This window comes from Caballeronia sp. PC1 (assembly GCF_021353155.1).
In the GTDB taxonomy this organism is placed as follows: Bacteria; Pseudomonadota; Gammaproteobacteria; order Burkholderiales; family Burkholderiaceae; genus Caballeronia; species Caballeronia cordobensis.
The window spans coordinates 704,407-728,524 of the sequence record NZ_JAJUBH010000002.1; the positions used below are offsets into that span (position 1 = coordinate 704,407).

General features: G+C 65.6%; 20 protein-coding genes. 10 read left to right on the forward strand and 10 right to left on the reverse strand.

Features of this window, described 5'->3' with window-relative positions; genetic code table 11:
• Positions 1-45: 45 nt before the first annotated feature.
• The 3 genes from LY284_RS19065 to LY284_RS19075 all read right to left on the reverse strand — a co-directional run bounded on the left by LY284_RS19065 (position 46) and on the right by LY284_RS19075 (position 1,889).
• Positions 46-882, reverse strand: coding sequence for a 3-keto-5-aminohexanoate cleavage protein (locus LY284_RS19065; protein WP_014250915.1), 837 nt, complete (start codon positions 880-882; stop codon positions 46-48).
• Between the two features lie 170 nt (positions 883-1,052).
• Positions 1,053-1,334, reverse strand: coding sequence for a DUF3303 domain-containing protein (locus LY284_RS19070; RefSeq protein WP_014250916.1), 282 nt, complete (start codon positions 1,332-1,334; stop codon positions 1,053-1,055).
• A gap of 213 nt (positions 1,335-1,547) precedes the next feature.
• Entirely contained in the window at positions 1,548-1,889 is a 342-nt protein-coding gene (locus LY284_RS19075; protein ID WP_233387619.1) for a hypothetical protein, read from the reverse strand.
• Between the two features lie 248 nt (positions 1,890-2,137).
• Here LY284_RS19075 and LY284_RS19080 point away from each other — a divergent pair, with 248 nt between their 5' ends.
• Genes LY284_RS19080 through LY284_RS19095 form a run of 4 tightly spaced genes read left to right on the forward strand, consistent with a single transcriptional unit; the run spans position 2,138 to position 5,270 of the window.
• On the forward strand, positions 2,138-2,440 hold the full coding sequence (locus tag LY284_RS19080; protein WP_233387620.1) for an EF-hand domain-containing protein: 303 nt from the start codon (positions 2,138-2,140) through the stop codon (positions 2,438-2,440).
• 12 nt (positions 2,441-2,452) lie between these two features.
• The gene (locus tag LY284_RS19085; RefSeq protein ID WP_014250919.1) at positions 2,453-3,166 is read left to right on the forward strand and encodes a response regulator; all 714 of its coding nucleotides are present in this window, start codon (positions 2,453-2,455) and stop codon (positions 3,164-3,166) included.
• On the forward strand, positions 3,163-4,509 hold the full coding sequence (locus tag LY284_RS19090; protein ID WP_233387621.1) for an ATP-binding protein: 1,347 nt from the start codon (positions 3,163-3,165) through the stop codon (positions 4,507-4,509). Before LY284_RS19085 ends, LY284_RS19090 begins: the two co-directional genes overlap by 4 nt.
• A 59-nt stretch (positions 4,510-4,568) precedes the next feature.
• Complete coding sequence (locus LY284_RS19095; RefSeq protein ID WP_233387622.1) at positions 4,569-5,270, forward strand: helix-turn-helix domain-containing protein; 702 nt, start codon at positions 4,569-4,571, stop codon at positions 5,268-5,270.
• 279 nt (positions 5,271-5,549) lie between these two features.
• On the opposite strand, the gene LY284_RS19100 is transcribed toward LY284_RS19095, so the two are convergent.
• Positions 5,550-6,545: a zinc-dependent alcohol dehydrogenase family protein gene (locus LY284_RS19100; RefSeq protein ID WP_233387623.1), complete on the reverse strand. Its 996-nt coding sequence runs from the start codon at positions 6,543-6,545 to the stop codon at positions 5,550-5,552.
• A gap of 512 nt (positions 6,546-7,057) precedes the next feature.
• Here LY284_RS19100 and LY284_RS19105 point away from each other — a divergent pair.
• Complete coding sequence (locus tag LY284_RS19105; RefSeq protein ID WP_041732201.1) at positions 7,058-7,432, forward strand: DUF3564 family protein; 375 nt, start codon at positions 7,058-7,060, stop codon at positions 7,430-7,432.
• Between the two features lie 19 nt (positions 7,433-7,451).
• Here LY284_RS19105 and LY284_RS19110 read toward each other — a convergent pair whose 3' ends face one another.
• The gene (locus LY284_RS19110) at positions 7,452-7,643 is read right to left on the reverse strand and encodes a DUF2964 family protein (protein ID WP_014250924.1); all 192 of its coding nucleotides are present in this window, start codon (positions 7,641-7,643) and stop codon (positions 7,452-7,454) included.
• Positions 7,644-7,803: 160 nt separating this feature from the next.
• Here LY284_RS19110 and LY284_RS39055 point away from each other — a divergent pair, with 160 nt between their 5' ends.
• Both LY284_RS39055 and LY284_RS19120 read left to right on the forward strand, forming a co-directional pair.
• Positions 7,804-8,343, forward strand: a complete 540-nt coding sequence (locus LY284_RS39055) for a phasin family protein (RefSeq protein WP_232355443.1) — start codon at positions 7,804-7,806, stop codon at positions 8,341-8,343.
• Positions 8,344-8,414: 71 nt separating this feature from the next.
• Positions 8,415-9,227, forward strand: a complete 813-nt coding sequence (locus LY284_RS19120; RefSeq protein ID WP_014250926.1) for a class I SAM-dependent methyltransferase — start codon at positions 8,415-8,417, stop codon at positions 9,225-9,227.
• Between the two features lie 7 nt (positions 9,228-9,234).
• On the opposite strand, the gene LY284_RS19125 is transcribed toward LY284_RS19120, so the two are convergent.
• A complete protein-coding gene (locus tag LY284_RS19125; RefSeq protein ID WP_233387624.1) occupies positions 9,235-11,385 on the reverse strand; it encodes a serine/threonine protein kinase in 2,151 nt (716 codons plus the stop codon).
• 433 nt (positions 11,386-11,818) lie between these two features.
• On the opposite strand from LY284_RS19125, the gene LY284_RS19130 reads away from it, so the two are divergent.
• Positions 11,819-12,040, forward strand: a complete 222-nt coding sequence (locus tag LY284_RS19130) for a hypothetical protein (RefSeq protein ID WP_014250928.1) — start codon at positions 11,819-11,821, stop codon at positions 12,038-12,040.
• Here LY284_RS19130 and LY284_RS19135 read toward each other — a convergent pair.
• A complete protein-coding gene (locus tag LY284_RS19135; protein ID WP_233387625.1) occupies positions 12,027-16,406 on the reverse strand; it encodes a DEAD/DEAH box helicase in 4,380 nt (1,459 codons plus the stop codon). The genes LY284_RS19130 and LY284_RS19135 overlap by 14 nt on opposite strands.
• A gap of 165 nt (positions 16,407-16,571) precedes the next feature.
• Between LY284_RS19135 and LY284_RS19140 the strand changes: the two genes are divergently transcribed.
• Positions 16,572-17,870: a hypothetical protein gene (locus LY284_RS19140; RefSeq protein ID WP_233387626.1), complete on the forward strand. Its 1,299-nt coding sequence runs from the start codon at positions 16,572-16,574 to the stop codon at positions 17,868-17,870.
• 187 nt (positions 17,871-18,057) lie between these two features.
• Positions 18,058-20,457: a phosphoketolase gene (locus LY284_RS19145; protein ID WP_233387627.1), complete on the forward strand. Its 2,400-nt coding sequence runs from the start codon at positions 18,058-18,060 to the stop codon at positions 20,455-20,457.
• Between the two features lie 70 nt (positions 20,458-20,527).
• Here LY284_RS19145 and LY284_RS19150 read toward each other — a convergent pair whose 3' ends face one another.
• The 3 genes from LY284_RS19150 to LY284_RS19160 are packed head-to-tail and all read right to left on the reverse strand — an operon-like array spanning position 20,528 to position 24,033.
• Positions 20,528-21,865, reverse strand: coding sequence for an MFS transporter (locus LY284_RS19150; protein ID WP_014250932.1), 1,338 nt, complete (start codon positions 21,863-21,865; stop codon positions 20,528-20,530).
• 33 nt (positions 21,866-21,898) lie between these two features.
• On the reverse strand, positions 21,899-22,843 hold the full coding sequence (locus LY284_RS19155; RefSeq protein WP_233387628.1) for a hydroxymethylglutaryl-CoA lyase: 945 nt from the start codon (positions 22,841-22,843) through the stop codon (positions 21,899-21,901).
• Positions 22,840-24,033, reverse strand: coding sequence for a CaiB/BaiF CoA-transferase family protein (locus tag LY284_RS19160; protein WP_045454110.1), 1,194 nt, complete (start codon positions 24,031-24,033; stop codon positions 22,840-22,842). Before LY284_RS19160 ends, LY284_RS19155 begins: the two co-directional genes overlap by 4 nt.
• Positions 24,034-24,118: the final 85 nt, after the last annotated feature.

Below are 24,118 nucleotides of genomic sequence, written 5' to 3' on the forward strand. Positions count from 1 at the left end.
GCGCTGCGGTCCCCCGCCAGCGCGCCTCGTTCAACACCCTCTACCTCAAAGCGACAACAACTTCCTCGCTTCCTTCGCCGTCGCCACCGGCCGCCCGTACTCCGCGCACAGCGACGCCACGCGGCTCACCAGTTGCGCGTTGCTCTTCGCGAGCGTGTCCTTGTCCCAGCGCACATTGTCCTCGAGCCCTGTGCGGCAATGTCCGCCCAACTGCAACGTCCAGTGATTCACTTCGAGTTGATGGCGACCGATGCCCGCGGCCGTCCACGTCGCATCGGGCAGATTCTTCTTCAACTGCTCGACCTCGAACTCCAGAATCTCCAGCCGCGCGGGCAACGCATTCTTCACGCCGAGCACGAATTGCACATGCACCGGCGACTTGAGCAAGCCCTGATTCACGAGATCGACGGTGTTATAGAGCATCGCCAGATCGAAGATTTCGATCTCGGGTTTCACGTTGTGATCGAGCATCGTCTGCGCGAGCGAGCGCACGAAATCGGGCGGATTCTCGTAGACGATCGTCGGAAAATTGACCGAACCCGTGGCAAGCGATGCCATGTCGGGCTTCAGATCCAGCATCGCGCCGCGCTGCTCGAAGGAACGCCCGCGCCCGCCCGTCGAGAACTGGATGATGATGTCCGGACAATGTTTGCGAATGCCTTCCTGCAATTCCGCAAAGCGATGACGGTCAGAACTCGAACGCTCGTCTTCGTCGCGCACGTGCAGATGGACGAGCGTCGCGCCCGCTTCATACGCCTCGTGCGTGCTCTCGATCTGCTCCGCAATCGTGATCGGCACGGCGGGGTTGTCCTTCTTGCGCGGCACCGAGCCGGTAATGGCAACCGATATGACGCAGGGTTCTTTCGTTGGGGATTGGGTCACACTTCGCTCCTTGACGGCGCCATCCTTCAGAACACGGGGACCGCGGACAGCACTCAAATTTGAACTAACTAGTACGTTTGCAATGTTGAGGCATCGTGCTCCGCGCTGCAAGCCACGCAAACCCTAAGCCGATGCCGCGTGTTCGTACGATGAATCGCGCCGCTGCCCGGCTATTGCCGCTCGGCGTAATCGGCGAGCATTCGGCCGACCTGCTCGTCGGTGATCGCCGGCTTGATGTCGAACATGAAGAGATCGGCCCATTCGTGCGCCCAGCGCGCGAGCGGATCCAGGTCGTCGCATTCGCACACGGCGATGCCCCAGATGGAGCCGATCGCGTGCCAGCGTCCCAGCAGATGGATGCCGTCCGGCGGCGCGCCGCGCGTTTGCAGGAATCGCTCGGCCGCCTGTCTTTCGACGTTGGGTTGCGCCGTCCAGTTGACGATGAATAGCATGGCTCGGATCCTCCTGTTGGAACGCCATGAAACGGCGCGCCGCGCCGGGCTCGCCGGCGCATCGGCGCGTCGGCCGATGCGGTTCATCCAGTATAGAAGGCAGCGCCCAAGCTCACCGCGCTTTGCATCTTGCGCTTTGCATCTTGCGCTTTGCATGACGCATTCAAAGCGCCCGCGATGCACTATGCTCTTGCCACGCGCGAGCGGCGTCGTTCAGCGCACCACGACGACGGGCGCCGCGAGCACCGGCTGCGCATACATCACGCGGACCGCCGGCGCGGGGGCATAGGCGGATACGGCCACCACCGGCGGCCTCGGCGGCGGCACAGCAACAGCCACGGGCGCGACGACCGGTTCGACCACCACGGTGCGCGCGGGCATGTAGTAGTAAGTCGGCCTGGGCGGCGGCGCGTAGTAATACACGGGGCGCGGCGGCGCATAGACGATCGCGGGCGCGACATAAGAAACCTGCACGCTCGTTCCAGCCGACGCGGTCTTCGCGCAAGTCAGGCTGATGGCGGCAACGGCGGAAACGCTGAGCAAACGAATATTCATGGTGATGTCCTCATGCCTCGCAAGGTGGTCATTTCGGCGGAGCGCGAATCGCTCATGAGCCGGCGATGACAACGATAGCGAAGCGCCACGGGCAGCGTGAGGCCTAACTTATTTCAAACGATGTCGGCAAAATCTCGATGAAATGCGGCGACACGATTCATCGCATCCCCGAGATTGCGTTCGCCACGCGGCTCAATAGAATGGCATTACCGTTTCACGATCATTCGAATCGAATCAGGGAGAGCGCCATGCGAAAGATCCTCGTCATCCTTGCCCTATGCGCGGGGTGCGTCGCCCCGGGCGTCGCGTTCGCGCAAACCGCCACTCAGCCGATGGGCGCGAGCCCGCGCGTCGAGCACGCGCTCGGCCAGTTGCAAACCCGCTTCTCGAGCGCCAACACGACGCACGACGGCAAGCTCACCCGCGAACAGGCATCGACGGGCATGCCGATGGTGGCGAAGCACTTCGACGAAATCGACACGCAAAAGAACGGCTACGTCACCCTGCCGCAGATCGAAGCCTTCATGCGCGAGCACGCCGCGCAACGCTGATCCGGAGACCCCATGGACACCCTGCCGAAAATCATCGTGCTCGACGACGAGGCCGAACTGCGCAACATGCTGCAGCGTTTTCTGAGTTCGCAGGGTTTCGAGGTGCGCGTGGTCGAGAACGGCAAGCGGCTCGACCGGTACCTTCAGCGCGAACCTTTCGATCTGCTGGTGCTCGACTGGATGATGGAGCCGGAAGACGGCCTCTCCGTCTGCAAGCGCCTGCGCGCCGAGGGCCAGACGCTGCCGATTCTGATGCTCACCGCCAAAGGCGATCCCGTCGACAAGGTCGTCGGCCTCGAAACCGGCGCGGACGATTACCTCGCCAAGCCCTTTCTGCCGCAGGAACTCGTCGCACGCGTGCGCGCGTTGCTGCGCCGCCAGAAGATCGCCGCGGGCGATCCGACGCATACGCAGCAGATCATCCGCTTCGGCGATTTCCGTCTCGACCTGAGCAAGCAGAAGCTGTATCGGAAGGACGAGCCGTTCGAGATTCATTCGGCGCAGATGCAATTGCTGGGCGCGCTCGGATCGTCGCCGAACCGCGCGGTGAGCCGCGACAACCTCATCGCCCGCACGCGCGGCCGCGACCACGACGCGCTCGACCGGAGCATCGACGTGCAGGTGCTGCGGCTGCGGCAGATCGTCGAGGAAGATCCGGGCAAGCCGCGCTTCATCAAGACCGTGTGGGGCGTGGGCTACATGCTGCTCGCCGAAGTCGAATCGTGAGCCTCGCGCCGCGCTCTCTTTTCGCGCGCAACGTGCTGCTGCTCGTCGCGCTGGTCGCGGTGAGCCAGATTTGCGCGATCTCCGCACTGCTGCACTTCATCCAGACGCCGCGCATCGAGCGGGCGGCGGGCGCGTTCGCGAGCTATATCGTCACGCTCGACACGCTGCTCAAAACCACGCCGCCTAGCACCGTGAAAACCGTCACCCCGCAGCTCGATTTGCGCGCCGATCTGCCCGCCGGCGCGAGCGCGACGCCGCCGGAATCGCGGCTACGCTTCTATCAGTCATATTGGCGGCGGACCTTCGTCGAGAGTCTGCGGCGCCATCTGCCCGCGGACATGCTGGTGCGCTGGCAAGGCAGCGACACGTCCGACGACGGCCAGCAGCGTCTGTGGATACGCGCGCATCTGTCGGGCGAACCGCGCTGGCTCGCGCTGCCGGTGCCCGAGGCCGCGCACGACGACGGCCTCGCCACCGCGCTTTTGCTGTCGCTCGGACTGGGCGCGCTCGCGTTCGCGACGGCCTACCTGATCCAGCGCCACCTGAATCGCCCGCTCGCCGATCTCGCCGACGCCGCGCGGCTCGTCTCGGCGGGCGGCGAGCCGGGCGTCCTCCCGACCGACGGCCCGACCGAGATCGCGCAGGTCAGCGGCGCGTTCAATCGCATGACGGCCGCGTTGAAGGAAGCCGAAGCCACGCGCGCGCTGATGCTCGCGGGCGTCTCGCACGACATCCGCACCCCGATGACCAAGCTGCGCCTCGCGATGGCGATGTCCTCCGTCCCGTCGACGGACGCGGCGTTCGCGGCATCGGCGGAAGGCTATCTGGACACCATCGACACGATTCTTCAGCAGTTCATGGATTACGCGGGCAGCGGCGCGAAAGAGACGCCCGTCGTCGGCGATCTCAACGCGCTGGTCGCCAACCTCGCAGCCGATTTCGCCGGACTCGGACACGAATTCGCCCTCGATCTCGGCGAGATCGAACCGTTTCCGTTTCGTCCGATCAGCATGATGCGCATGCTCATGAATCTGATGCAGAACGCGGTGCTGTACGGCGTCGTCGGACTGGAGGTGCGCACGTGGACCGACCGGCAGGCGAACACCGCGTGCGTCGTGATCGCGGATCGCGGCAAGGGCCTCGGCGGCCAGGACCCGGAAGCGCTCAAGCAGCCGTTCAAGCGCGGCGGCGGCGAAGGCCAGCCGAAGGGCACGGGACTCGGCCTTGCGATCGTCGAGCGCATCGCGCGGCTGCACGGCGGCACGCTCGAACTGCGCGCGCGCGAAGGCGGCGGCGCGCAATCGTGCATTGTGCTGCCGCTTTCGGGCGACGCCGCGCGCTAGCGAGACGGATTTTCCTTTCCTCCATCCGTGAACCATACTGGTCTGTAGGAGGAAACCTCATGGAACCGTCAATCGACTCAGGCGCTTCGCTCAGGCGCGGGGTGCGGGAAAGCGCGCCGACCTTGAACGTCCGTCTCTCGGACGCCGACGCCATTCCATTTCCGACGCGCACCGTCGAGCGCGGCGACGCGCTGTATTGCGCGGGCGAACCGCTGCGAAGCCTGTACACCGTGCAAAGTGGCTGCTTCAAGACCGTGGCGACCTATCCCAGCACCGACGACGATAGCGCCCCGCACACGCAAGTCACCGGCTTTCACTTCGCCAATGAAACGCTCGGCCTCGACGGCGTGTGCACGAGCCGTCATGAGAGCGACGCCGTCGCGCTCGAAACGAGCGTCGTACGCATCATGCCGGTGGGCATTCTCGAACCGCTGTGCCGCGAATACGCTGCAATGCAGCATGAACTGCTCGCGATTATGAGTGCGGAAATCGTGCGCGCGTCGCGTCTCGCTTTGCTGCTTGGCACGATGCCCGCGCGCGAGCGCGTCGCCGCCTTCCTGCTCGATTTCTCGGAGCGGCTCGAAGCAGGCGCGGCATCCGAACTGCTCCTCCCGATGACGCGCGCGGATATCGGCAGCTATCTCGGACTCGAACTGGAAACCGTGAGCCGCATGCTCTCGAAGCTGCAACGCGAAGGCGCGATCGGCCTGAACGGGCGTCAGGTACGCATAGTCGACCGCGCGATGCTCGCCCACCACTGAAGTCCCGAACGACCCTGCGGCCGCGCAGCGGGGCCGGAGCTAGCGAGGGCTGAGCCAACAAGTCATGCGCTGCGATGAGACGGACCGTGCGCGATCCAAGCCCGGCCCGGCGATGAGGGCACTCGCTACTCCGGGGGCCATTCAGCCAATCGCCTGTGCCGCGGCCGGCATGAAGCACTTTGGATGGGGAAAGCTGCTTTCTTTGGTGACTTTCTTTGCAGCAGCAAAGAAAGTTACCCCCGCCCCGGGGAGGGGCAGTGCTAATAAACCAACACGAACTCAAGTTCTCAACGAAACGCCCAACACCGCCGCCCCCGTCACCCTGCCATCGCGCAGATCATCAAGCGCAGCATTAGCATCATCGAGCGCATAGCACGTCGTATGCAAATCGAGATGAACCTCCCCCGCGATGCGCATAAACGCCCGCCCATCCTCACGCGTGAGATTCGCGACCGACACCACACGCCGCTCCCCCCACAGCAGATCATAAGAAAACGAAGGAATATCACTCATGTGGATGCCGCCGCACACCACGGCCCCGCCCTTCGCCACCGCTCTGAGCGCCGCGGGCACAAGCGCACCGGCTGGCGCGAAGATGAGGGCGGCATCGAGCTCCTCGGGCGGCGCTTCGTCGCTGCCACCCGCCCAACGCGCATTCAGATCGAGCGCAAGCTTCTGCGCGGCGAAATCGCCCGGACGCGTGAACGCATAGACCGCACGCCCCTGATGCCGCGCAACCTGCGCCACGATATGCGCCGCAGCGCCGAAACCATAGATGCCGATGCGCTGCGCGTCGCCCGCCATCGCGAGCGTGCGATAGCCGATGAGTCCCGCGCACAGCAGCGGGGCCGCTTCCACGTCCGAATAGCGATCCGGCAGGTGCAGGCAATAGCGCGCATCCGCAACGACGCGCTCCGCGTAGCCGCCGTCGATCGTATAGCCCGTGAAACCCGGCGTATCGCAAAGATTCTCGCGGCCCGTCGCGCAATAGCGGCAATGTCCGCACGTGGACCCGAGCCACGGCACGCCCACCCGCTCGCCGGGCGAAAACCCGCTCACGCCCGCGCCGAGCCGCGCGACCGTCCCGACGATTTCATGCCCGGGAATCACGGGCCGCTTCGGGTGAGCGAGTTCCCCATCGACGACATGCAGATCGGTGCGGCACACGCCGCACGCATGGACATCGATGAGCAATTCCCCCGCACGCGGCGACGGGTCCGGCAGATCGCGCGCTTGCAGGCGCGGCGCGCCGCCCTCGAAGACCATTGCTCGCATGGATGCTTCCCCTGTTCGATGCAAAGAAAATTCGATTTCTTGCGGTGCAATGCCGTGAGGCACGAAAAGCCGTCGTGGTGCACGATGCACGTTGCACGAGCGGGCTTCGAACCCGATGATGCACTGCGTTCATCCGGCGCGATTCCCCGATCCGTGCGTCGAAATGCCTCCGATACTTGTCGCCAAGCCGTCAGAATGTGGTACTAAACTTCATACAAGCAGGCACGAAGCGAACCTACGCCACAAACGTAATTCGGCATCCGTCTTGCTTGTCTGGTCCGAACGTCATCACGGCATGCATAACGGACGCACCGGCGATGGAACCCATTACATGCGGCACGATTAAACTTATCTTCCGCACGCAGTTCGAACCAGACATCGCGGCCCGTCACTGGCCGCCGTAACGCCCTAACAATACGCGCGGTGCAAGCCGCCATTCAATCGACGACGCTCATGGCCGGCGCATACGTGCTGAGCGTCTCGGGTCCATCGAATTCTTCATGGAGGATGACATGCGTATCACGGTCAAGCTGGATGGCTTCGAAGGCGCTCAATCCGCTGCGTTCGCCATCCTGTGGCTCGACAAGGAAACACGCCGCTGGTCGCGCGAGGGACACCAGGCGGTGGAGGTGCCTGACTGGGGCGGACTGCGCTCCGGCTCGAACGGAACGATGATCTGCGGACAGCACGTCGAAGATCCCATCTGCGTGCTCGAACGTCTTGATTTCGACGCGCCCAACGGGCCGCGCGAAGGTCTTGCGGGACGCGTGCTCTGGTATGCGGACGGCGCAGGCGTGAAGACCACCGGCCGCTGGCACGTCCAGTGCATCGACCGGGAGCAGATCAAGGCGGAACACGGCGTATTCGCTGGCGAGGAGGACAGCTGACGCGTGCGTGCAGGAATCGTCAGGGCTCGTCGCTCGGCAGCGGTGTAAGCATCACGACGAACGACGCAGCCCCGATGAGAATCGCGAGCACGCCGTAGTAGGTCACGGCCGTCTCGTCGAACAGCAAGCCGCGCAAAGCCGCATGGATGCCGCCCAACGTGAGGAACACGGCGCCCAGAGCCGCGACGATGCGCCCTTCACCCCTGATCATGATGTTCTCCCGACGGTCGGGCGGCGTGCTCGCGTGCGCCGCCGCCATGCTTCAATGGTCGGTCTGGCCGTGCGCCGCGATTTGACCTGCATCAAATCCAGACCGGTCGTTCTGGTGTTTTCCCTTGCCCCAAATCCACGGCTTATATTGGTAGTATCAGGTGCCGGCCGCGCGCGCGTTGGCATGGTTTCGCGCGCGGCCCATACCGGCCGGGTCAGGCTCGCCTTTTGCCCGCAAGCGTGGCTCGCATTCGACCGAAAGAACCTGGGGAGGCACGATGAATCAAAACTTCAGCGATCCGTTCAGCCAGTTCGCCGCCATGTTCCAGCAGTACCAGCTTCCGGGGTTCGACGTCACCGCGATCATGGAGTCGCGGCGCAAGGACGTCGAGGCGCTCGCGGCGACCAACCGCGTCGCGTTCGGCGGCATGGAAGCGCTGCGCGACAAACAGCTCGAAATCCTGCGCCGGACCCTGGGCGATCTGGAATCCATCGCAAAACAATTCGCCACCACGTCGACCCAGCCTCCCTTCAACGCCAACGAAGTCGTGCAACGCGCGCTGCACAACGCTCTCGCCGATATGCAGGACATCGCGCGCACCACCCAGCAGACTCAGGCGGAAGCCTATGCGCTCGTCAGCAAGCGCATGGAAGACGCGCTGAACGAGCTGAAAGCTTCTATCGAGAAGCCCAAGACCTAGCCTCGCGGCGCTTGCGGGGCCCGGCCTCCGGCAACGACCCAGGCTGCGCGAGCGGCGGGCGGAGGTGCGTCATGCAATTCGACGATTTCGCGGCGTTCGAGAAGGACGGCTGGGAGCATGTCGTCCAGTCGTACGAGGATTATTTCGGAAGGCTTACTGTTCAGTCGCATCCGGCGCTGCTCGATGCGCTTCAGGTCGGTCCCGGCACGCGCATGCTCGACGTCGCCGCCGGGCCCGGCAATCTTGCCGCCGCAGCGATCGAGCGTGGCGCGACCGCGGCGGCCGTCGACTTCTCCGCATCGATGATCGCGCATGCGCGCCAGCTTCATCCCGAGGTCGAATTTCAGATTGCGGGCGCCGAGCATCTGCCCTTCGATGCCGAAAGTTTCGATGCAGTCGGCATCAGCTTCGGCGTGCTGCATTTCCCGGAACCCGAACGCGCGCTGGAAGAAGCCGCGCGCGTGCTGCGGCGGGGCGGGCGCGTCGCGTTCACCGCATGGACGCCGCCCGAGCGCGCCGTCGGCTTCGGCATGGTGCTCGATGCGATCCAGCTTCACGGCAAGCTCGATGTCGGTCTGCCACCCTCGCCGCCTTTCTTCCGCTTCAGCGATCCCGAGGAGTGCGTGCGCGTGCTCACCGGGGCGGGCTTTGCCGCGGCGCGCGCCGACGAAGTCGAGCAGACCTGGCATCTCGTGCTGCCGGAAACGCCGTTCGACGGTCTGATGCATGGCGGAGTGCGCATGGCGGCGCTGCTGCGCGCGCAATCGAAGAGCGCGCTCGCGTCGATCGAACAGGAAGTGAAGGCGCGCGTGATGGCCTATTCGCAGCACGGCGAGCTGCTCGTGCCGATGCCCTGCGTGCTGGCCTCCGCGGCCAAGCCCTGAGCCGGGCTTACTTCTTCGCCTGCGTCGTGATCTGGAAGATATCGACGGCCACGCGATCCTGTCCGTACTTGCCCGCGAGCGCGGACAGCCGTTTCTCGACGGCGCGCAGGTATTCGGTTTTCGCTTCGCTGTCGGGGCGCGGCGCATCGAAGAGCGGCGCGGGCGCAACGGTCAGCACGATCATCTCCGAGCCGAACGGCTTGCCGACGACCCAGTCGCCCATCGTCCCGATGGTCGCCGTGTAGTTCGGCGGCGCCTGATTGTCGCGCGAGCGCGCATTGGGGACGAGATGTACGACGCTGCCGTCGAGCATGTAGTAATCGACGTTGACGTAGGAATCGAACGCGGGCGTCATCAGTTCGACGATGAGCGGATCGCCCTCGGTCAGGCGCGTCACGCGCGAACGCGTATGCACCGACGCAGGCCGGCCCGATTGCCGGTTGGTCGTCCAGTACGGGCCGAACACCTTGAGCAGATCGCACTTGTCGTCGGCGACCTGCTGCACGCCGAAGTTCGTCGTCTTCACGCCGGGCACGCGGCCGAGCGCTTCCTTGAGCCGCGCGAGGCCGTATTTCTGCGACACGAAGCCTTGCACGTCCACGGTCTGATCGTGCACCGACGCAACCAGCGCCGAGCACGGCACGCTCGCCAGCACGGGCGTGACGGCCGCCACGGTAAGTTCGGGCACGGGCGTCGCGGGCAAGGCGGGCGTGACGACCACTGCGGAAGCCGGCACGGCGCCGGGCGCATGCGGCGTCACCGTGCCGCTTGCGCTGCCTTCGGATGAGGGTGGCGGCGCTTCGTGCGCGGTCTGCTCGCCGCCCTTGGACTCTTCGTAGAAGTAATAGCCCGCGCCCGCGATTGCCGCGGCCACGACCACCGCCGCGCCGATCGCGAGCTTGGGCGCGGCGCTTTTCTTCGCCTTGCGGCCTGCCGGCGTCGCGGCGTGCTCCTCGCTGATTTCATCGAGAAACTGCGCGACGCTCGGCGTTCTCGCCTCGCGTTCGAACGCCAGCGCGGCCTTCAGCGCCTTCCACTGCTTGCTGCCGAGATTTTCGGGGCGTTGCGGCTTCATGCCCGCGCTCTTCGCCTGCAACGCGGGCACGCGCTCGAATGGATGCTTCGCCGTCAGCAGTTCATACGCGATACAGGCGAGCGCGTAAATATCGTCGCGCGGATCGGGCTCGCGATGCTCCAGCATTTCCGGGCTCGCATACGCGGGCGTCAGCGCGCCGAGGCTGCCGGGATCGAACACGGTGGCTTCGGATTCCTCTTCAGGACGTTGAATCACGCGCGAAATGCCGAAATCGATGACCTTTACTTCCGACGTGTCCGTCAAGAACACGTTGGCGGGCTTGAAGTCGCAGTGGACGAAGCCGCGCTCGTGCGCATACGCGAGCGCATTGGCCATGCCCTTGAAGATCGGAAAAACCTCGGCGAAGGGCATGCCCTTGAAATTCGGGTTCCGAAGCAACCGCGAGAGCGGCTGGCCGGAGAGATATTCCATCGTCAGATAAACGACCTGGCCGTCGCGGTCGAAGTCGTACACGGTGACGATGTTCCGGTGCGCGAGCTGCTGCGCCTTGCGCGCCTCGCGCTGCAGAGCGATCAGCGATTTCGGATTGCCGCGAAACTGGAGATTGAGCACCTTGATCGCGACATACGGACGCCGGTCAGACGCCTCCAGCTTGCGCAGATCGAGCGCCTTGTACACGGTGCCCATGCCGCCGATGCCGAGACACTCCTCCAGCACGAAGCGGCTGTTGAGCGTGTCGCCGACGCCTTTCATCTGCTGATCGCGGTCCACGATCACCTGAGTCGCCTGGCCGAAGGTGCCGCCGGTGCCGCTGCTCGCATCGCCCGATGGCGGCGGCGAGAAGCCGGGCGTGGTCTGCAGGCGCGTTTCGTCACGGCCGGCGGGGCCGGTCGCGGAATCGGCGTCGGGACGCGTGCGCGCGGTGTGCTCGATGCGCCGCCGGATAGCCGCATAGATATCGGGCGGCAACGGCCGCGCCGCGTGCTCCGCGTCGAGGATCTCCATGAGCCGCTGCGGCGGAGTCTGCTCGGTCGCCAACGCCCCGTCCACGCCGGCAAAGAACTCGTCGCGCGACCCGCCGTCGCCCCGATATAGTCGAATCGCTTGCGCAAAACTTGTCATCTGTGGGACGCGACGCGGCTCCAATCGATCGACAATCCACTTGTCGTAACAAACCCCCGGTGCTCTGTCGATACTAGCCTTCGCATGGCGCTTGTGCAAATGGCGTTTTCGATCATGCGCGGCGTCGCGCACATGTCGTTCGGAGACCGACACATCGAGGGGAAGTGTCGGCGCACGAGCGGCAGATTCTTCGGCGCTTTGTTTCGCGTGACGTGGACGGCGTTGGTGAAAACTTCGGCAAATCAACGCGTTGGCGCATGTGCGTGCGGCGGCGCGGCGATCTGGCATGGCTCTCGCATCGATTTCGCAAACGTCCTTGCGGCAGAAGGCTCGCGCCTTTCGCCGCCATTGGCGTTTTTCCGACCGATGAACGCTTACGGCAGTTTGCCTATACTCATCGGAGACGTCGACTCCCCATCATGGAGGAACACTCATGCCAGTCATCAAAATCAGGGATCTCGCCGACAGCGTCGAGCTCGACAGACAGGCGATGAACACTATCGTCGGCGGCGCGCGCGACGGCTTGCGTCCGTCGTTTCGCATCCGGCTGGCGTCGAACGTGAACCGTGTCGTCGATTATCCGGGCGTGCCGGTAAAGGACGTGCCGGCCGCGCAGAGCGGACCGTTCACGACGAAGCTCGTCAAGAAGACCTGACGCGCCGCTCATCGCGCAGCGCCACGCTCGCTCCCGCGCCTGCACCGCCGAGCGAACGCGCGCTGCGCTTCACCAGCGCCAGCCGTACGCGCTCGCGCCCTTCCCCTTCGAATTCCCCGAGATAGCGCGTCTTGCCCGCGATGACCGCGCCGACCGGCACGCCATCCAGATACAGCACACGATTGCCCGCCAGCGCCGGCACTTTCTCGCCCGGCAAAAGCGTGCCGACGAGATTGAGCGGATCGACCGCCGACAGCGCCACGAGCGCGCCGTCCTTCGGCCGCTTGCGCATGTCGCGCAGAAGCGGCACGGCGTCGGGCAGCGCGAACTGCTCGCCCGCGAGCCCCGCGACGAACCGCCCGCCGCGAATCTCGCCGCGCGCTTCGAGCCGGTGATAGACGCGCAGCAGATCGCGCCACGGCGGCAGCCATTGGGCCTCGCGTTCGAGCAGACGCCAGAACACGACACCGTAGCGCCGTAACAGCGTCAGCGCGACGTGCTCGATATCGTCGTCGTCGCGCGCTTCGCCGGGTGTCGCGCGGCGCAGGAGCGCCCAGCGACCGGCATCGTCCATTCCGCCGATGAACAGGCCGCCGCGCCGCGGACGGCGCGCGAACGCGTTGCGCTTCGCCGCTGGCGCGAGGAGCGCGCGCAAGCCCGCGAAGCTGTCCGCGTTGACGAGGCCGAGCGCGACCAGTTCGCCGAGCGCGTCTTCCAGTTCGGTGCGCAACAGCCGCACGTCGGCGAGAAGTTCGTCGAAGAACATCGCGCCGTGCGTTTTCAGCGCGTCGAACACGCGATCGGCGCGCGATGAAAGCTGCGGCGCTTCGTCGGGCGCCATCAAGGCGTTCCACGCGCCAAGATGACGGCGCGGCAGCAGCACGATGGGCGTGCCGCGCACCGGCCCGCCCGACGCGCGCGAGCGTCCCGCGGGACGCGTCCAGACGAGCTTGCCGGCGCGGCAGAGTTCGTCGAGCCACATGCCGGAATAATCCGCGATGCGCGCCGGCAGGATTTCGTCTTCCCACGCGACCGCCGGCGCCTCGAAACCTTCGAGCTGTTCGAGCACCGCGCCGAGCGCATCGCGGCCCTCGCCGTGGGCATCGGGCGCGACGCGCTGCCATTCGAGCAGAAAGCGCATGAAATCCTGCCGCTCGACCGGCTCGATCTCGCGCCGCAGCCGCCGCACGGTATAGCGATGAATCCGCGCGAGCAAATGCCGCTCGCACCACTCTTCGGTCCCGGCGCCCGGCGTGAAGCGGCCGCGCATGACATAGCCTTGCGCTTCGAGCCGCGTCAGCGCCAGCGCGATCGCCGAGGCGGGCAGCGCGAGCGGACGCGCGATGTCCGGCACGCTCGACGGCCCCGCGCCCGACAGCCGCGCGCGCACGATCTCGACGAGCGCATCGTCGGGCGCCCAGGCGTCGTCGAAGCCGGGAGGCGGCCGCAGCGCCGGATGCATCGGCGCATGCTCGTAGACCGCGCGCACGCACGCGAGCCGTTCGACGGGCGTCCACAGCGCGTCGTGCTCCGCGATCTGCAGGCGCGTTGCGCGGCCAGAACGCGCGAGCCCGTCCAGCCATGCGAGCCACTGCGGATTGCGTTGCGCTTCGGCTTCCGCGATGCAGGCGAGCGTCGTCAGCGCCTCGTGCATTTCATCGGCGCTCGTGACGTCCGGCCACGCTTCCTCGCGCACGCTCGCGATGGCTTCGGGATCGAGCGCGCCGAGATCGTCCGCGGATTGCGCATCGGTCCAGCGGCGGGCGAGCACCGCCTGCGTGCGGCGCTCTTCGAGCGGCGCGTCGTCGAGAAACGCGTAAGGCCGCGCCGAGAGAATCTCGGCCGCGAGCGGCGACGGCGCAGGCAGCTCGCGCGTGACGAGCCGCACGGCGCCCGTTTCGATGCGTCGCAGAAGCGAGAGCCACGCTTCGCTATCCATGGCGTCGTGCAGGCAATCGTCGATCGTCTGCTCGACGAGCGGATGCGCCGGCACGTCGCGCTCGCCGGCGATGTTCTCGGCGCACGCGACCTGATCCGGGAACACCGCAGCGAGCAGGTCCTCGCTTTTCATGCGCTGCAACTGCGGCGCGACCTTGCGCCCGCCTGCGTAACGCGGCAGCGCGAGCGCATTGGTCGCGTTCCAGCGCCAGCGCACGCCGAAAAGCGGGGCGTCGAGCAGCGCCTGAATCAGCAGATGCTCCGCCGTCGCCGATTTCAGATAGCGCCAGACCTCGTCGAGCGCAAAGCTGTGGCTGCCCGTCAGCGACAGCACGATGGCGTCTTCCGTCGCCGCCGCCTGCAGCTCGAAGTTGAAGGTGCGGCAAAAGCGCTTGCGCAGCGCGAGGCCCCACGCGCGATTCACGCGGCTGCCGAACGGCGCGTGGATGACGAGTTGCGTGCCGCCGGATTCATCGAAGAAGCGCTCCATGACGAGCGTGTCCTGCGTCGGCAGCATGGTGAGCGCGGCGCGCGAGCGCGCCAGATAATCGACGATCTGCCGCGCCGCTTCTTCGTCGATGCCGGTTTCTTCCGCGAGCCATGCGATCGCGGTATCGGCACTGCCTTGCGAGAGCCGCGCGTCGATCTCGCCGCGCAGCCGCGCAATGGCGTGCGAAAGTTCGTCGCTGCGGCCGGGCGCTTCGCCGAGCCAGAACGGAATGTTCGGCGGCTGCCCGTTCGCGTTTTCCACGCGCACGCGTCCGCCTTCCACGCGCACGATGCGGTACGACGTATTGCCGAGCTGGAAGATGTCGCCCGCGAGACTCTCGACGGCGAAATCCTCGTTCACCGTGCCGATCTGCAAGCCCTGCGGTTCGAGCAGCACGGCGAAATCGGCGTTGTCGGGGATCGCGCCGCCCGACGTGACCGCCGTCAGCTTGCCGCCGCGCCGGCCTCGCAGGGTGCGCGACACGGCATCGCGATGCACGTAGGCCGCGCGCACGCCCTGCCGCCCGGTGTAGCCTTCCGCGAGCGTGCGCAGCACCGCCTCGTAATGCGCGCGATCCAGCGTCGCATACGGATACGCCTGCGTGATGCGCTCGAAAAGCGCGTCCTCGCTCCATTCGCGGCACGCCACTTCGGCGGTGATCTGCTGCGCGAGCACGTCGAGCGGCGCGTGCGGGATCGAGAGGGCGTCGAGCTCGCCGCGCCGCACGCAATCGAGCAGCGCCGCGCATTCGATCAGATCGTCGCGCGAAGTCGGAAAAAGCCGCCCTTTGGGCGTGCCGCCGACGTGATGCCCCGAGCGCCCGACGCGCTGCAGGAACGCGCCGATCGAACCGGGCGAGCCGATCTGGCAGACGAGATCCACGTCGCCGATATCGATGCCCAGTTCGAGCGACGCCGTGGCGATCAGCACGCGCAACTCGCCGCGCTTCAGGCGCTGCTCCGCCGCAAGCCGATGCTCGCGCGCGAGGCTGCCGTGATGCGCCGCGACCGCCTCTTTGCCGAGGCGCTCGGTCAAATGCCGCGCGGCGCGCTCGGCCATGCGCCGCGTGTTGACGAACACGAGCGTCGTCCGGTGCTGCGCCGACAAATCCGCGAGACGGTCGTAGACGCGCTCCCACATGTCGTTGGACATGATCGCTTCGAGCGGCATCGGCGGGATATCGAGGGCGAGATCGCGCGCGCGGGCATGACCGACATCGACGATCTCGCACGCGTTGCGCTCCCCGACGAGGAACTTCGCGACCAGTTCGATCGGCTTTTGCGTCGCCGAGAGGCCGACGCGCACCGGGCGCGCTCCGCCCGCGTCCTCGCACAGCGCATCGAGGCGCGCGAGCGACAGGCTCAGGTGCGAGCCGCGCTTGCTGCCCGCGACCGCATGAATCTCGTCGACGATCACGGTGCGTGTGGTCGAGAGCATCGCGCGTCCCGAATCGGACGAAAGCAGCACGTAAAGCGATTCCGGCGTCGTCACGAGGATATGCGGCGGGCGCTTCTTCACGGCGTTGCGTTCCTGCTGCGTCGTGTCGCCGGTGCGCACGGCCGCGCGGATCTCGGGCGCGGCCACGCCGGATTCGCGCAAGGTCTGCGCGATGCCCGCGAGCGGCGCTTCCAGATTGACGTGGATGTCGTTCGACAGCGCCTTCAGCGGCGACACATAGACGACGCGCGTTTCGTCCGGCAGCGCGCCGCCGAGCGCGATGCCGTCGCGCACGAGTTCGTCGATGGCGGCGAGAAAGGCCGTGAGCGTCTTGCCCGAGCCCGTCGGCGCGGCGACGAGCGTCGAGCGGCGCGCGTGCACGAGCGGCCACGCGCGCGCCTGCGCCGCGGTCGGCGCGGCAAAGCGCGAGCGGAACCAGCCCGCGACGGCGGGATGGAAGCCGCGCAGGGGGTCATCGGCGGAACGGGCTTTTCGGATCATCCGCACATTTTATGAGCGCTTGAGAAATCGCGTCTTTCCATCAGATTTCAGACAGCTCCGATGCGAACCGGGGCGTGCGGCAGCGATGCTAGACGGTTTAGCTCGCGCGGCCCGTCCGCGAGCGCATCGTGCGACGCACCGTCGCTTCTTCTCGTTTTCGCTTTCATGATCGTCATCAGCCTTCTGTTCGACCACGCGCCCGGTGCGCTCGCCAATCATCGGCACTACGCCCGCGCGCAGGGGTATCGCCACGTCGAGATCGATATGTCGGACCTGTCCGGCAGCAACCCGGGCGTTCGCTGGGTCTATAAATACGAAACGCTGCTGCACTACCTGCACGAAGCCGCGCCGCATGAAATCGTGCTGCTGCTGAACGAAAACGCCGCCATTCTTCAGCCGGTGGAATTGCCGCTCCTGATGGCGGGCCGGGACTGGCTCGTCGTGCGCACCGAATCGGAGCATGCGCAGACGGACGTGCTCCTCTTCCGCAATACGGAGACCGTGCGCCAGCAGATTGCCGATCTCCTCGGCACGTGCCGCTACGGATGCGTATTGCCGGAGCACGAAGCCGGCTTGCTGCAAGCGTTCGACGCCAGCCCGGCTCACTTTCGCATCGGCGACGTCTGTGTCGTCGCGCCGGTGGCGGCCAATCTCGAAAGCGTCTGGGCGACCTGGAATGCGTTCGCCGCCAGTTTTCGCGACGAAAAGCACCACCGGCGTTTTCGCGCCGCCGCGTTCGAGCACATCAACGAATGCACCGCGCGCGGGCTGCCGTATCTCTCCTTCCCCGATAACGGCGTGCGCGAAACGGCCACGCACAGCGTCTCGCAGCCGGGCCGCGCGATCGCGCTCGTCATGCTGTACACGCCGAACATCGCGCGGTACGGGCGCATCGCCGAGGCCAACTTCAGGCGCTATTGCGAGCGTCACGGCTATACGCTGTACGTGCATCGCGATATTCCACCGCAACTGAACGACGGCAAAAGCTCCGGCAACTGGTTCAAGGCCGCCTTGCTGCGCGAGTATCTGCCGCATCATCAATGGGTGTTCTGGCTCGACGCCGACGTGCTCATCAACGACATGAACCGGCGGCTCGAACCGCTCACGCACGAGCGCAACACGGTGCTCGCGCGCGACGTCGGCACGTGGAGTTTCAACTCCGGCATCATGGGCTTTCAGCGCAATCAGGAAAACTACGACGCGCTGGCGCACATCATGAACGAGTGCGCGCAGGTGGACGACAAGTCGCACGTCTACGCAAGCCAGGGCGACCAGCACTTCTTCATTCGCGCCTTCGAGGCGCAGTCCGGCTTCGACACGGCGCAGATTCGCAGCTTCATCGAGCTGAATACGCCGTGTGTCTACCGCCGGCCGGACAGCTTCATGGTTCATTACATCGGCATGTGGCAGGACAACCGCGCCGTGCTGATGGACTACGACCTCAAGCACACCGCGATGGAATGACGCGCCCCGCTGTCGATCCGGCCGAACCGCTTTAAGATGGTTTGCGACGCTTGAAACCGGCGTCGCGCTCGCTGCAACCGTCACGCCACATACACCCTCGATCATGGAACCGCGCGCAGGAGCGAATCCTGCGCGAAGCCGCACGCACGACGCTCGACCCATCCTTTCATTTGCCAAGGAGAAGCAATTGAACGACGACGTCACGCCCTCGACCGCTCTCGAGACCCCTCTCGCCCCCGATCTCCTCGCGAAAATCGACGCGTACTGGCGGGCCTGCAATTATCTTTCCGCCGGCATGATCTACCTGCGCGCGAATCCGCTGTTGCGCGAGCCGCTCAGGCCGGAGCACATCAAACGCCGTCTGCTGGGCCACTGGGGCTCCGATCCGGGCCAGTCGTTCGTGTGGGTGCATCTGAATCGCCTGATCAAACGCGACGACCTGAACGTGCTATTCGTCTCAGGCCCCGGACACGGCGCGCCGGCGACGCTCGCGAACGCCTGGCTCGAAGGCCATTACTCGGAAATCTATCCCGATCGCAGCGCCGACGAGCGCGGCATGCTGAAGCTGTTTCGCGCGTTTTCATCGCCGGGCGGCATCGGCTCGCACTGCACGCCGGAGACGCCGGGGTCCATCCACGAAGGCGGCGAGCTTGGCTATAGCCTGTCGCATGCGTTCGGCGCGGCGTTCGACAATCCCGATCTGATCGTCGCGACCGTCGTGGGCGACGGCGAAGCGGAAACCGGCCCGCTCGCCACCTCGTGGCATTCGAACAAGTTTCTCAATCCCGCGACCGACGGCGCGGTGCTGCCGATCCTCCATCTGAACGGCTACAAGATCGCCAATCCGACGATTCTCGCGCGCATTCCGCACGACGAACTCGAAGCGCTCTTCAAGGGCTACGGCTACACGGCGCATTTCGTCGAAGGCGACGAGCCCGAGGCGATGCATCAGCGCATGGCGGCGACGCTCGAACGCTGCATCGGCGAAATCCGCGCGATTCAGGCGAACGCGCGCGCAAATCCCGAAAACGTGACGCGCCCGCGCTGGCCCATGATCGTCCTGCGCACGCCCAAAGGCTGGACCGGCCCGAAGGAAGTCGACGGCCACAAGGTCGAGAACTACTGGCGCTCGCATCAGGTGCCGATCGCCGATCCGGCCAGCAATCACCGCAATCTCGCGCTGCTCGAAAGCTGGCTGCGCAGCTACCGGCCCGAGGAACTTTTCGACGAAGACGGCCGCCCGGTCGACACGCTGCGCGCGCTCGCGCCCGAAGGCACGCGGCGCATCAGCGCGAATCCACACGCGAATGGCGGCGTGCTGCCGCAATCGCTCGATCTGCCCGATATCCGCGACTACGCGTTCGAGTTCAAGCGCGCGGCGAGCGTCTATCAGTCGCCGACGGCCGTGCTCGCCACTTTCCTGCGCGACGTGATCCGCCGCAACATGACGCGCTTCCGTCTCTTCGGCCCGGACGAAACCGCGAGCAACAAGCTCGATGGCGTGTACGAGGCGTCCGGCAAGCGCTGGCTCGCGCAGACGCTGCCCGAGGACGACGACGGCGGCGCGCTGTCCATCGATGGCCGCGTGATGGAAATGCTCTCCGAGCACACGCTCGAAGGCTGGTTCGAAGGCTATGTGCTGACGGGCCGCCACGGCCTCTTCGCGACCTACGAAGCCTTCGTGCACGTGATCGACTCGATGTTCAACCAGCACGCGAAGTGGCTCGAAAAAGCGAAAAACGAACTCGCGTGGCGCCGCCCGGTACCGTCGATCAACCTGCTCATCACGTCGCTCGTGTGGCGGCAGGATCACAACGGCTTCACGCACCAGGACCCCGGCTTTCTCGATGTCGTCACCAACAAGAGCCCGGGCGTCGTGCGCATCTATCTGCCGCCCGATGCGAACTGCCTGTTGAGCGTCGCCGATCACTGCCTGCGCACGCACGATTACGTCAACGTGATCGTCGCGGACAAGCAGCCGCATTTGCAGTACCTGAGCATGCGCGACGCCATCGTGCATTGTGCGAAGGGTATCGGCATCTGGGACTGGGCCTCGACCGATCAGGGCGCGGAACCGGACGCGGTGATCGCGTGCGCGGGCGATATCGCGACGATGGAAGCGCTCGCCGCTGTCGAAATCCTGAAGGCGCATTGCGCCGACCTCAAGATCCGCTTCGTGAACGTGGTCGATCTGTTCAGGCTGCTGCCGGACACCGATCATCCGCACGGCCTGTCGCATCGGGATTTCGATTCGATCTTCACGCGCGACAAGCCCGTGATCTTCAACTTCCATTCGTATCCGACGCTCGTGCACAAGCTCACGTACAACCGCACGAATCACGCGAACATGCACGTGCATGGGTATCGGGAGCGCGGCAATATCAACACGCCGTTCGAGCTCGCGATCATCAACGGCGTGGACCGCTATACGCTCGCGATCGACGTGATCGACCGCGTGCCGCGCATCGCCGGCAGCAGCGCGCATACCAAGGAATGGCTCAAGGATCAGATCATCGAGAGCGTGCGGTATGCGCATGAGGAAGGCATCGACCGCGACGAGATCCGCGAGTGGGCCTGGAAGGGTTGAAGCGCAAAGCGCCCGGGGGAATGTCCGCCGGGCGCTTTCTATTTCAGACGCTTTTACACTCGCCGAAGCCTCAGGCCTTGTGCTCCGAGTGGTCCCGCTGCCTGAGCGATTGCGGCAAGCCGAACAGCAGCAGCAGCGCGCAGATCACGCTCATCGCGCCGATTGCGTACAGCGCGGGCGTCGTGCTGCCCATCGTGTCGCGGATGCGGCCCACCATCACCGGGCTGACGATGCCGCCGAGCTGCCCGAGCGTATTGATCAACGCAATGCCGCCCGCCGCGCCCGCACCCGTCAGCAGCTTGGGCGGCAGCGCCCAGAACGCCGGGATCGATGCGATCACGCCCGCGCCCATCACGCCGAGGGCGGCGATCAGGAGCGTCGTCTGCTTGTCGAAGATGCCCGCTGCGAAGAAACCCACCGCCGCCATCACGAGCAAGATCGCGACGAACTTGCGGCGCTCGCCCGAGCGGTCCGACATGCGGCCGACCACCACCATGCAGATTGCGCCGCAGATATACGGGACCGCCGTCAGAAGACCGATGATCGTCGGATTCTGCGTGCCCGCCGCGCGGATCAGGTGCGGCGCCCAGAAGTTGAGGCCGTACGACGCGATCTGGATCAGGAAATAGATCAGGCCGAGCATCAGGAAGCCGGGCGTCTTGATCGCGCCGAAGAGTGAATGGCCGGTGTCCGTGTGCTGGCTTTGCGTCGAAATCTGGCTCTTCAGATACGTCTTCTCGGACGCGGTGAGCCACGCGGCGTCATCGACGCGATCCTTCAGCACCTTCAGCACGAGAAAGCCGAGCAGCACGCACGGCAGGCCGCCGAGCAGGAACAGCCAGTGCCAGCCGGCGATGCCGAACACGCCGTTCATATGGCCGAGCACGAGACCCGAAATCGGCGCGCCGACGAGACCCGAGAACGCCGACGCCAGAAACAGCAGCGACGTGATGCGGCCGCGATAGCTCGCCGGGAACCACAGGGTCAGGTAATACAGCACGCCGGGAGCGAAACCCGCTTCCATCGCGCCGATGATGAAGCGCAGCCCGTAGAACTGCCATTCGGTCTGCACGAAGACCATCAGCGCGGTCGCGATGCCCCATGAAATCATGATGCGCGCGATCCAGCGGCGTGCGCCGACCTTGTAGAGCAGCATGTTGCTCGGCACTTCGAAGAGCACGTAGCCGATCACGAAGAGGCTCGCGCCGAGACCGTACGCGGTATCGGAGAAGCCTAGCGAGCTTTGTAGCTGAAACTTCGCGAAGCTGATGTTGATGCGGTCGAAAAACGCGAACAGATAACACAGCATGATGAGCGGCATGAGCCGCCACGCCACTTTGCGGATGATGTCCGCGGTGTTTTCGGTCGCTTGCGGCTCGTTAGCCGTGCCTACGCTCAGATCGCTCATGTTTGTCTCCGATGATGTTTTGGTCTTTTGAATTCAGATGGCCCGCACGTAATCGGGCGCCGGATGCAGATCGCAGTTGCGTCCCGCCTTCGCGACCTGGCCGGACACCTCATGGCCGACGAGCGCGGGCAGCGTGCGCGACAGCGCGATCAGCTTCTGCAGATCGACGCCCGTGGGAATCTCCATTTCGTCGCACAGATTCACGAGGTCTTCGGTGCAGATGTTTCCCGACGCGCCCGGCGCGAACGGGCAACCGCCGAGCCCGCCGAGCGCGGCGTCGAAGCGGCGCGCGCCCACGTCGTAGGCGGCGAGCACGTTGGCGAGGCCGAGGCCGCGCGTGTTGTGAAAGTGCAGCGTCAGATCGGCGGCGGGCACGTGTTCGAGCACGCGGGCGACGAGCCGCGCGACCTGTCGCGGATTCGCCATGCCGGTCGTATCGGCGAGGGTGACGCCTGCGATGCCCATCTCGCGATACGTCCGCGCAATCGACACGACACGGTCTTCATCGATGCGCCCTTCGAACGGGCAGCCAAACGCCGTGGCGATGGTGGCGTTCAGCGTGACGTCGGCGTCGCTTTGAACCCGCTTCACGATATCGCCGAAACCGGCCAGCGAAGCCTCGCAGCTCATGCGCATGTTGGCGCGGTTGTGCGTCTGGCTCGCGGACATCACGAGGTTCAGCTCGTCTGCCTGCGCGGCGAGCGCGCGTTCCGCGCCCTTCGCGTTCGGCACAAGCGCGACGTAGATCGTCCGCAAGGAACGGCGGATGCCGTTGAATACCGCGTCGCCGTCGCGCAATGCGGGAATCGCTTTCGGCGACACGAACGAGCCCGCCTCGATGCGCGTGAAGCCGCAGGCGGAAAGGCCGTCGATCAGCGCGATCTTGTCTTCGGTCTCGACCCACTGCTTTTCGATCTGCAGGCCGTCGCGCGGCGCGACTTCCTGAACGATCAAGGCGTCTTTGCATTCGTAATTCATTGCACCGCTCCCGCGGCGCGCAGCCGCTCCACTTCGTCCGCATCGAAACCGAGCGCTTCGAGCACCGGCGCGGTGTGCTCGCCGAGCGCCGGGCCTTGCCAGCGCACTTCGCCCGGCGTGTCGGAGAGTTTCGGCACGATGCCCGGCATCTTCACCGCGACGCCGCCCGGCAGGTCCGCCTGCAACAGCATGTCGCGCGCTTGATAGTGCGCATCCTCGACGATGTCCGCGACCGAATAGATGCGGCCCGCCGGCACTTCCTCGCGCTCCATCGTCGCGAGCACCTCGTTCATCGAGTGATGCGAAGTCCATGCGGTGATCGCTTCGTCGAGCATCGCGCTCTGCTTCACGCGGCCGTCGTTGTGGGCGAGCGCGGGATCGTCGGCGAGATCGGCGCGGCCGATCACGTGCATCAGGCGCTTGTAGATCGGATCGCTGTTGCCCGCGATCACGACGAAGCCGCCATCCTCCGTGCGATACGTGTTCGACGGCGCGATGCCCGGCAGCGCCCCGCCGCTGCGCTCGCGCACATGGCCGAGCAGGTCGTATTCGGGGACGAGGCTTTCCATCAGGTTGAAGACGCTTTCGACGAGCGATACATCGACCACTTGTCCGTCGCCCTGACCGGTCTTCACGCGCAACACCGACATCAGCGCGCCGATCACGCCGTGCAGCGAGGCGAGCGAATCGCCGAGGCTCACGCCGACGCGCGCGGGCAGCCCTTCGGCGTCGCCGGTCGTGTAGCGGATGCCGCCCATCGCTTCGCCGATCGCGCCGAAGCCCGGACGATCGCGGTACGGACCGGTCTGTCCGTAACCGGAGATGCGCACCATCGTCAGCTTCGGGTTGATGGCGTGCAGCACGTCCCAGCCGAGGCCGAGCTTTTCGAGCGCGCCGGGACGCATGTTTTCGATGACGATGTCCGCGTCCGCCGCCAGGCGCTTGATGACGCCGGCGCCTTCGGGCGACTTGAGGTTGACGCACACCGACTTCTTGTTGCGCGACTGCAGATACCACCAGAGCGAGGTGCCCTCGTGGAGCTTGCGCCATTTGCGAAGGGGATCGCCGCCGTTGGGCGTTTCGATCTTGATGACTTCCGCGCCGAATTCGGCCAGCATGCGCGCCGCGAAAGGCGCGGCGATCAACGTGCCGATCTCGATGACGCGAATGCCCTGAAGGGGTCCGCTCATGCTGCTTGTCTCCTGAAATTTGTACTGTGAGACAAGCTTATTGGCGAACGCTACGCCCCGTCCAACCGCATTTCGGCAAGCACCG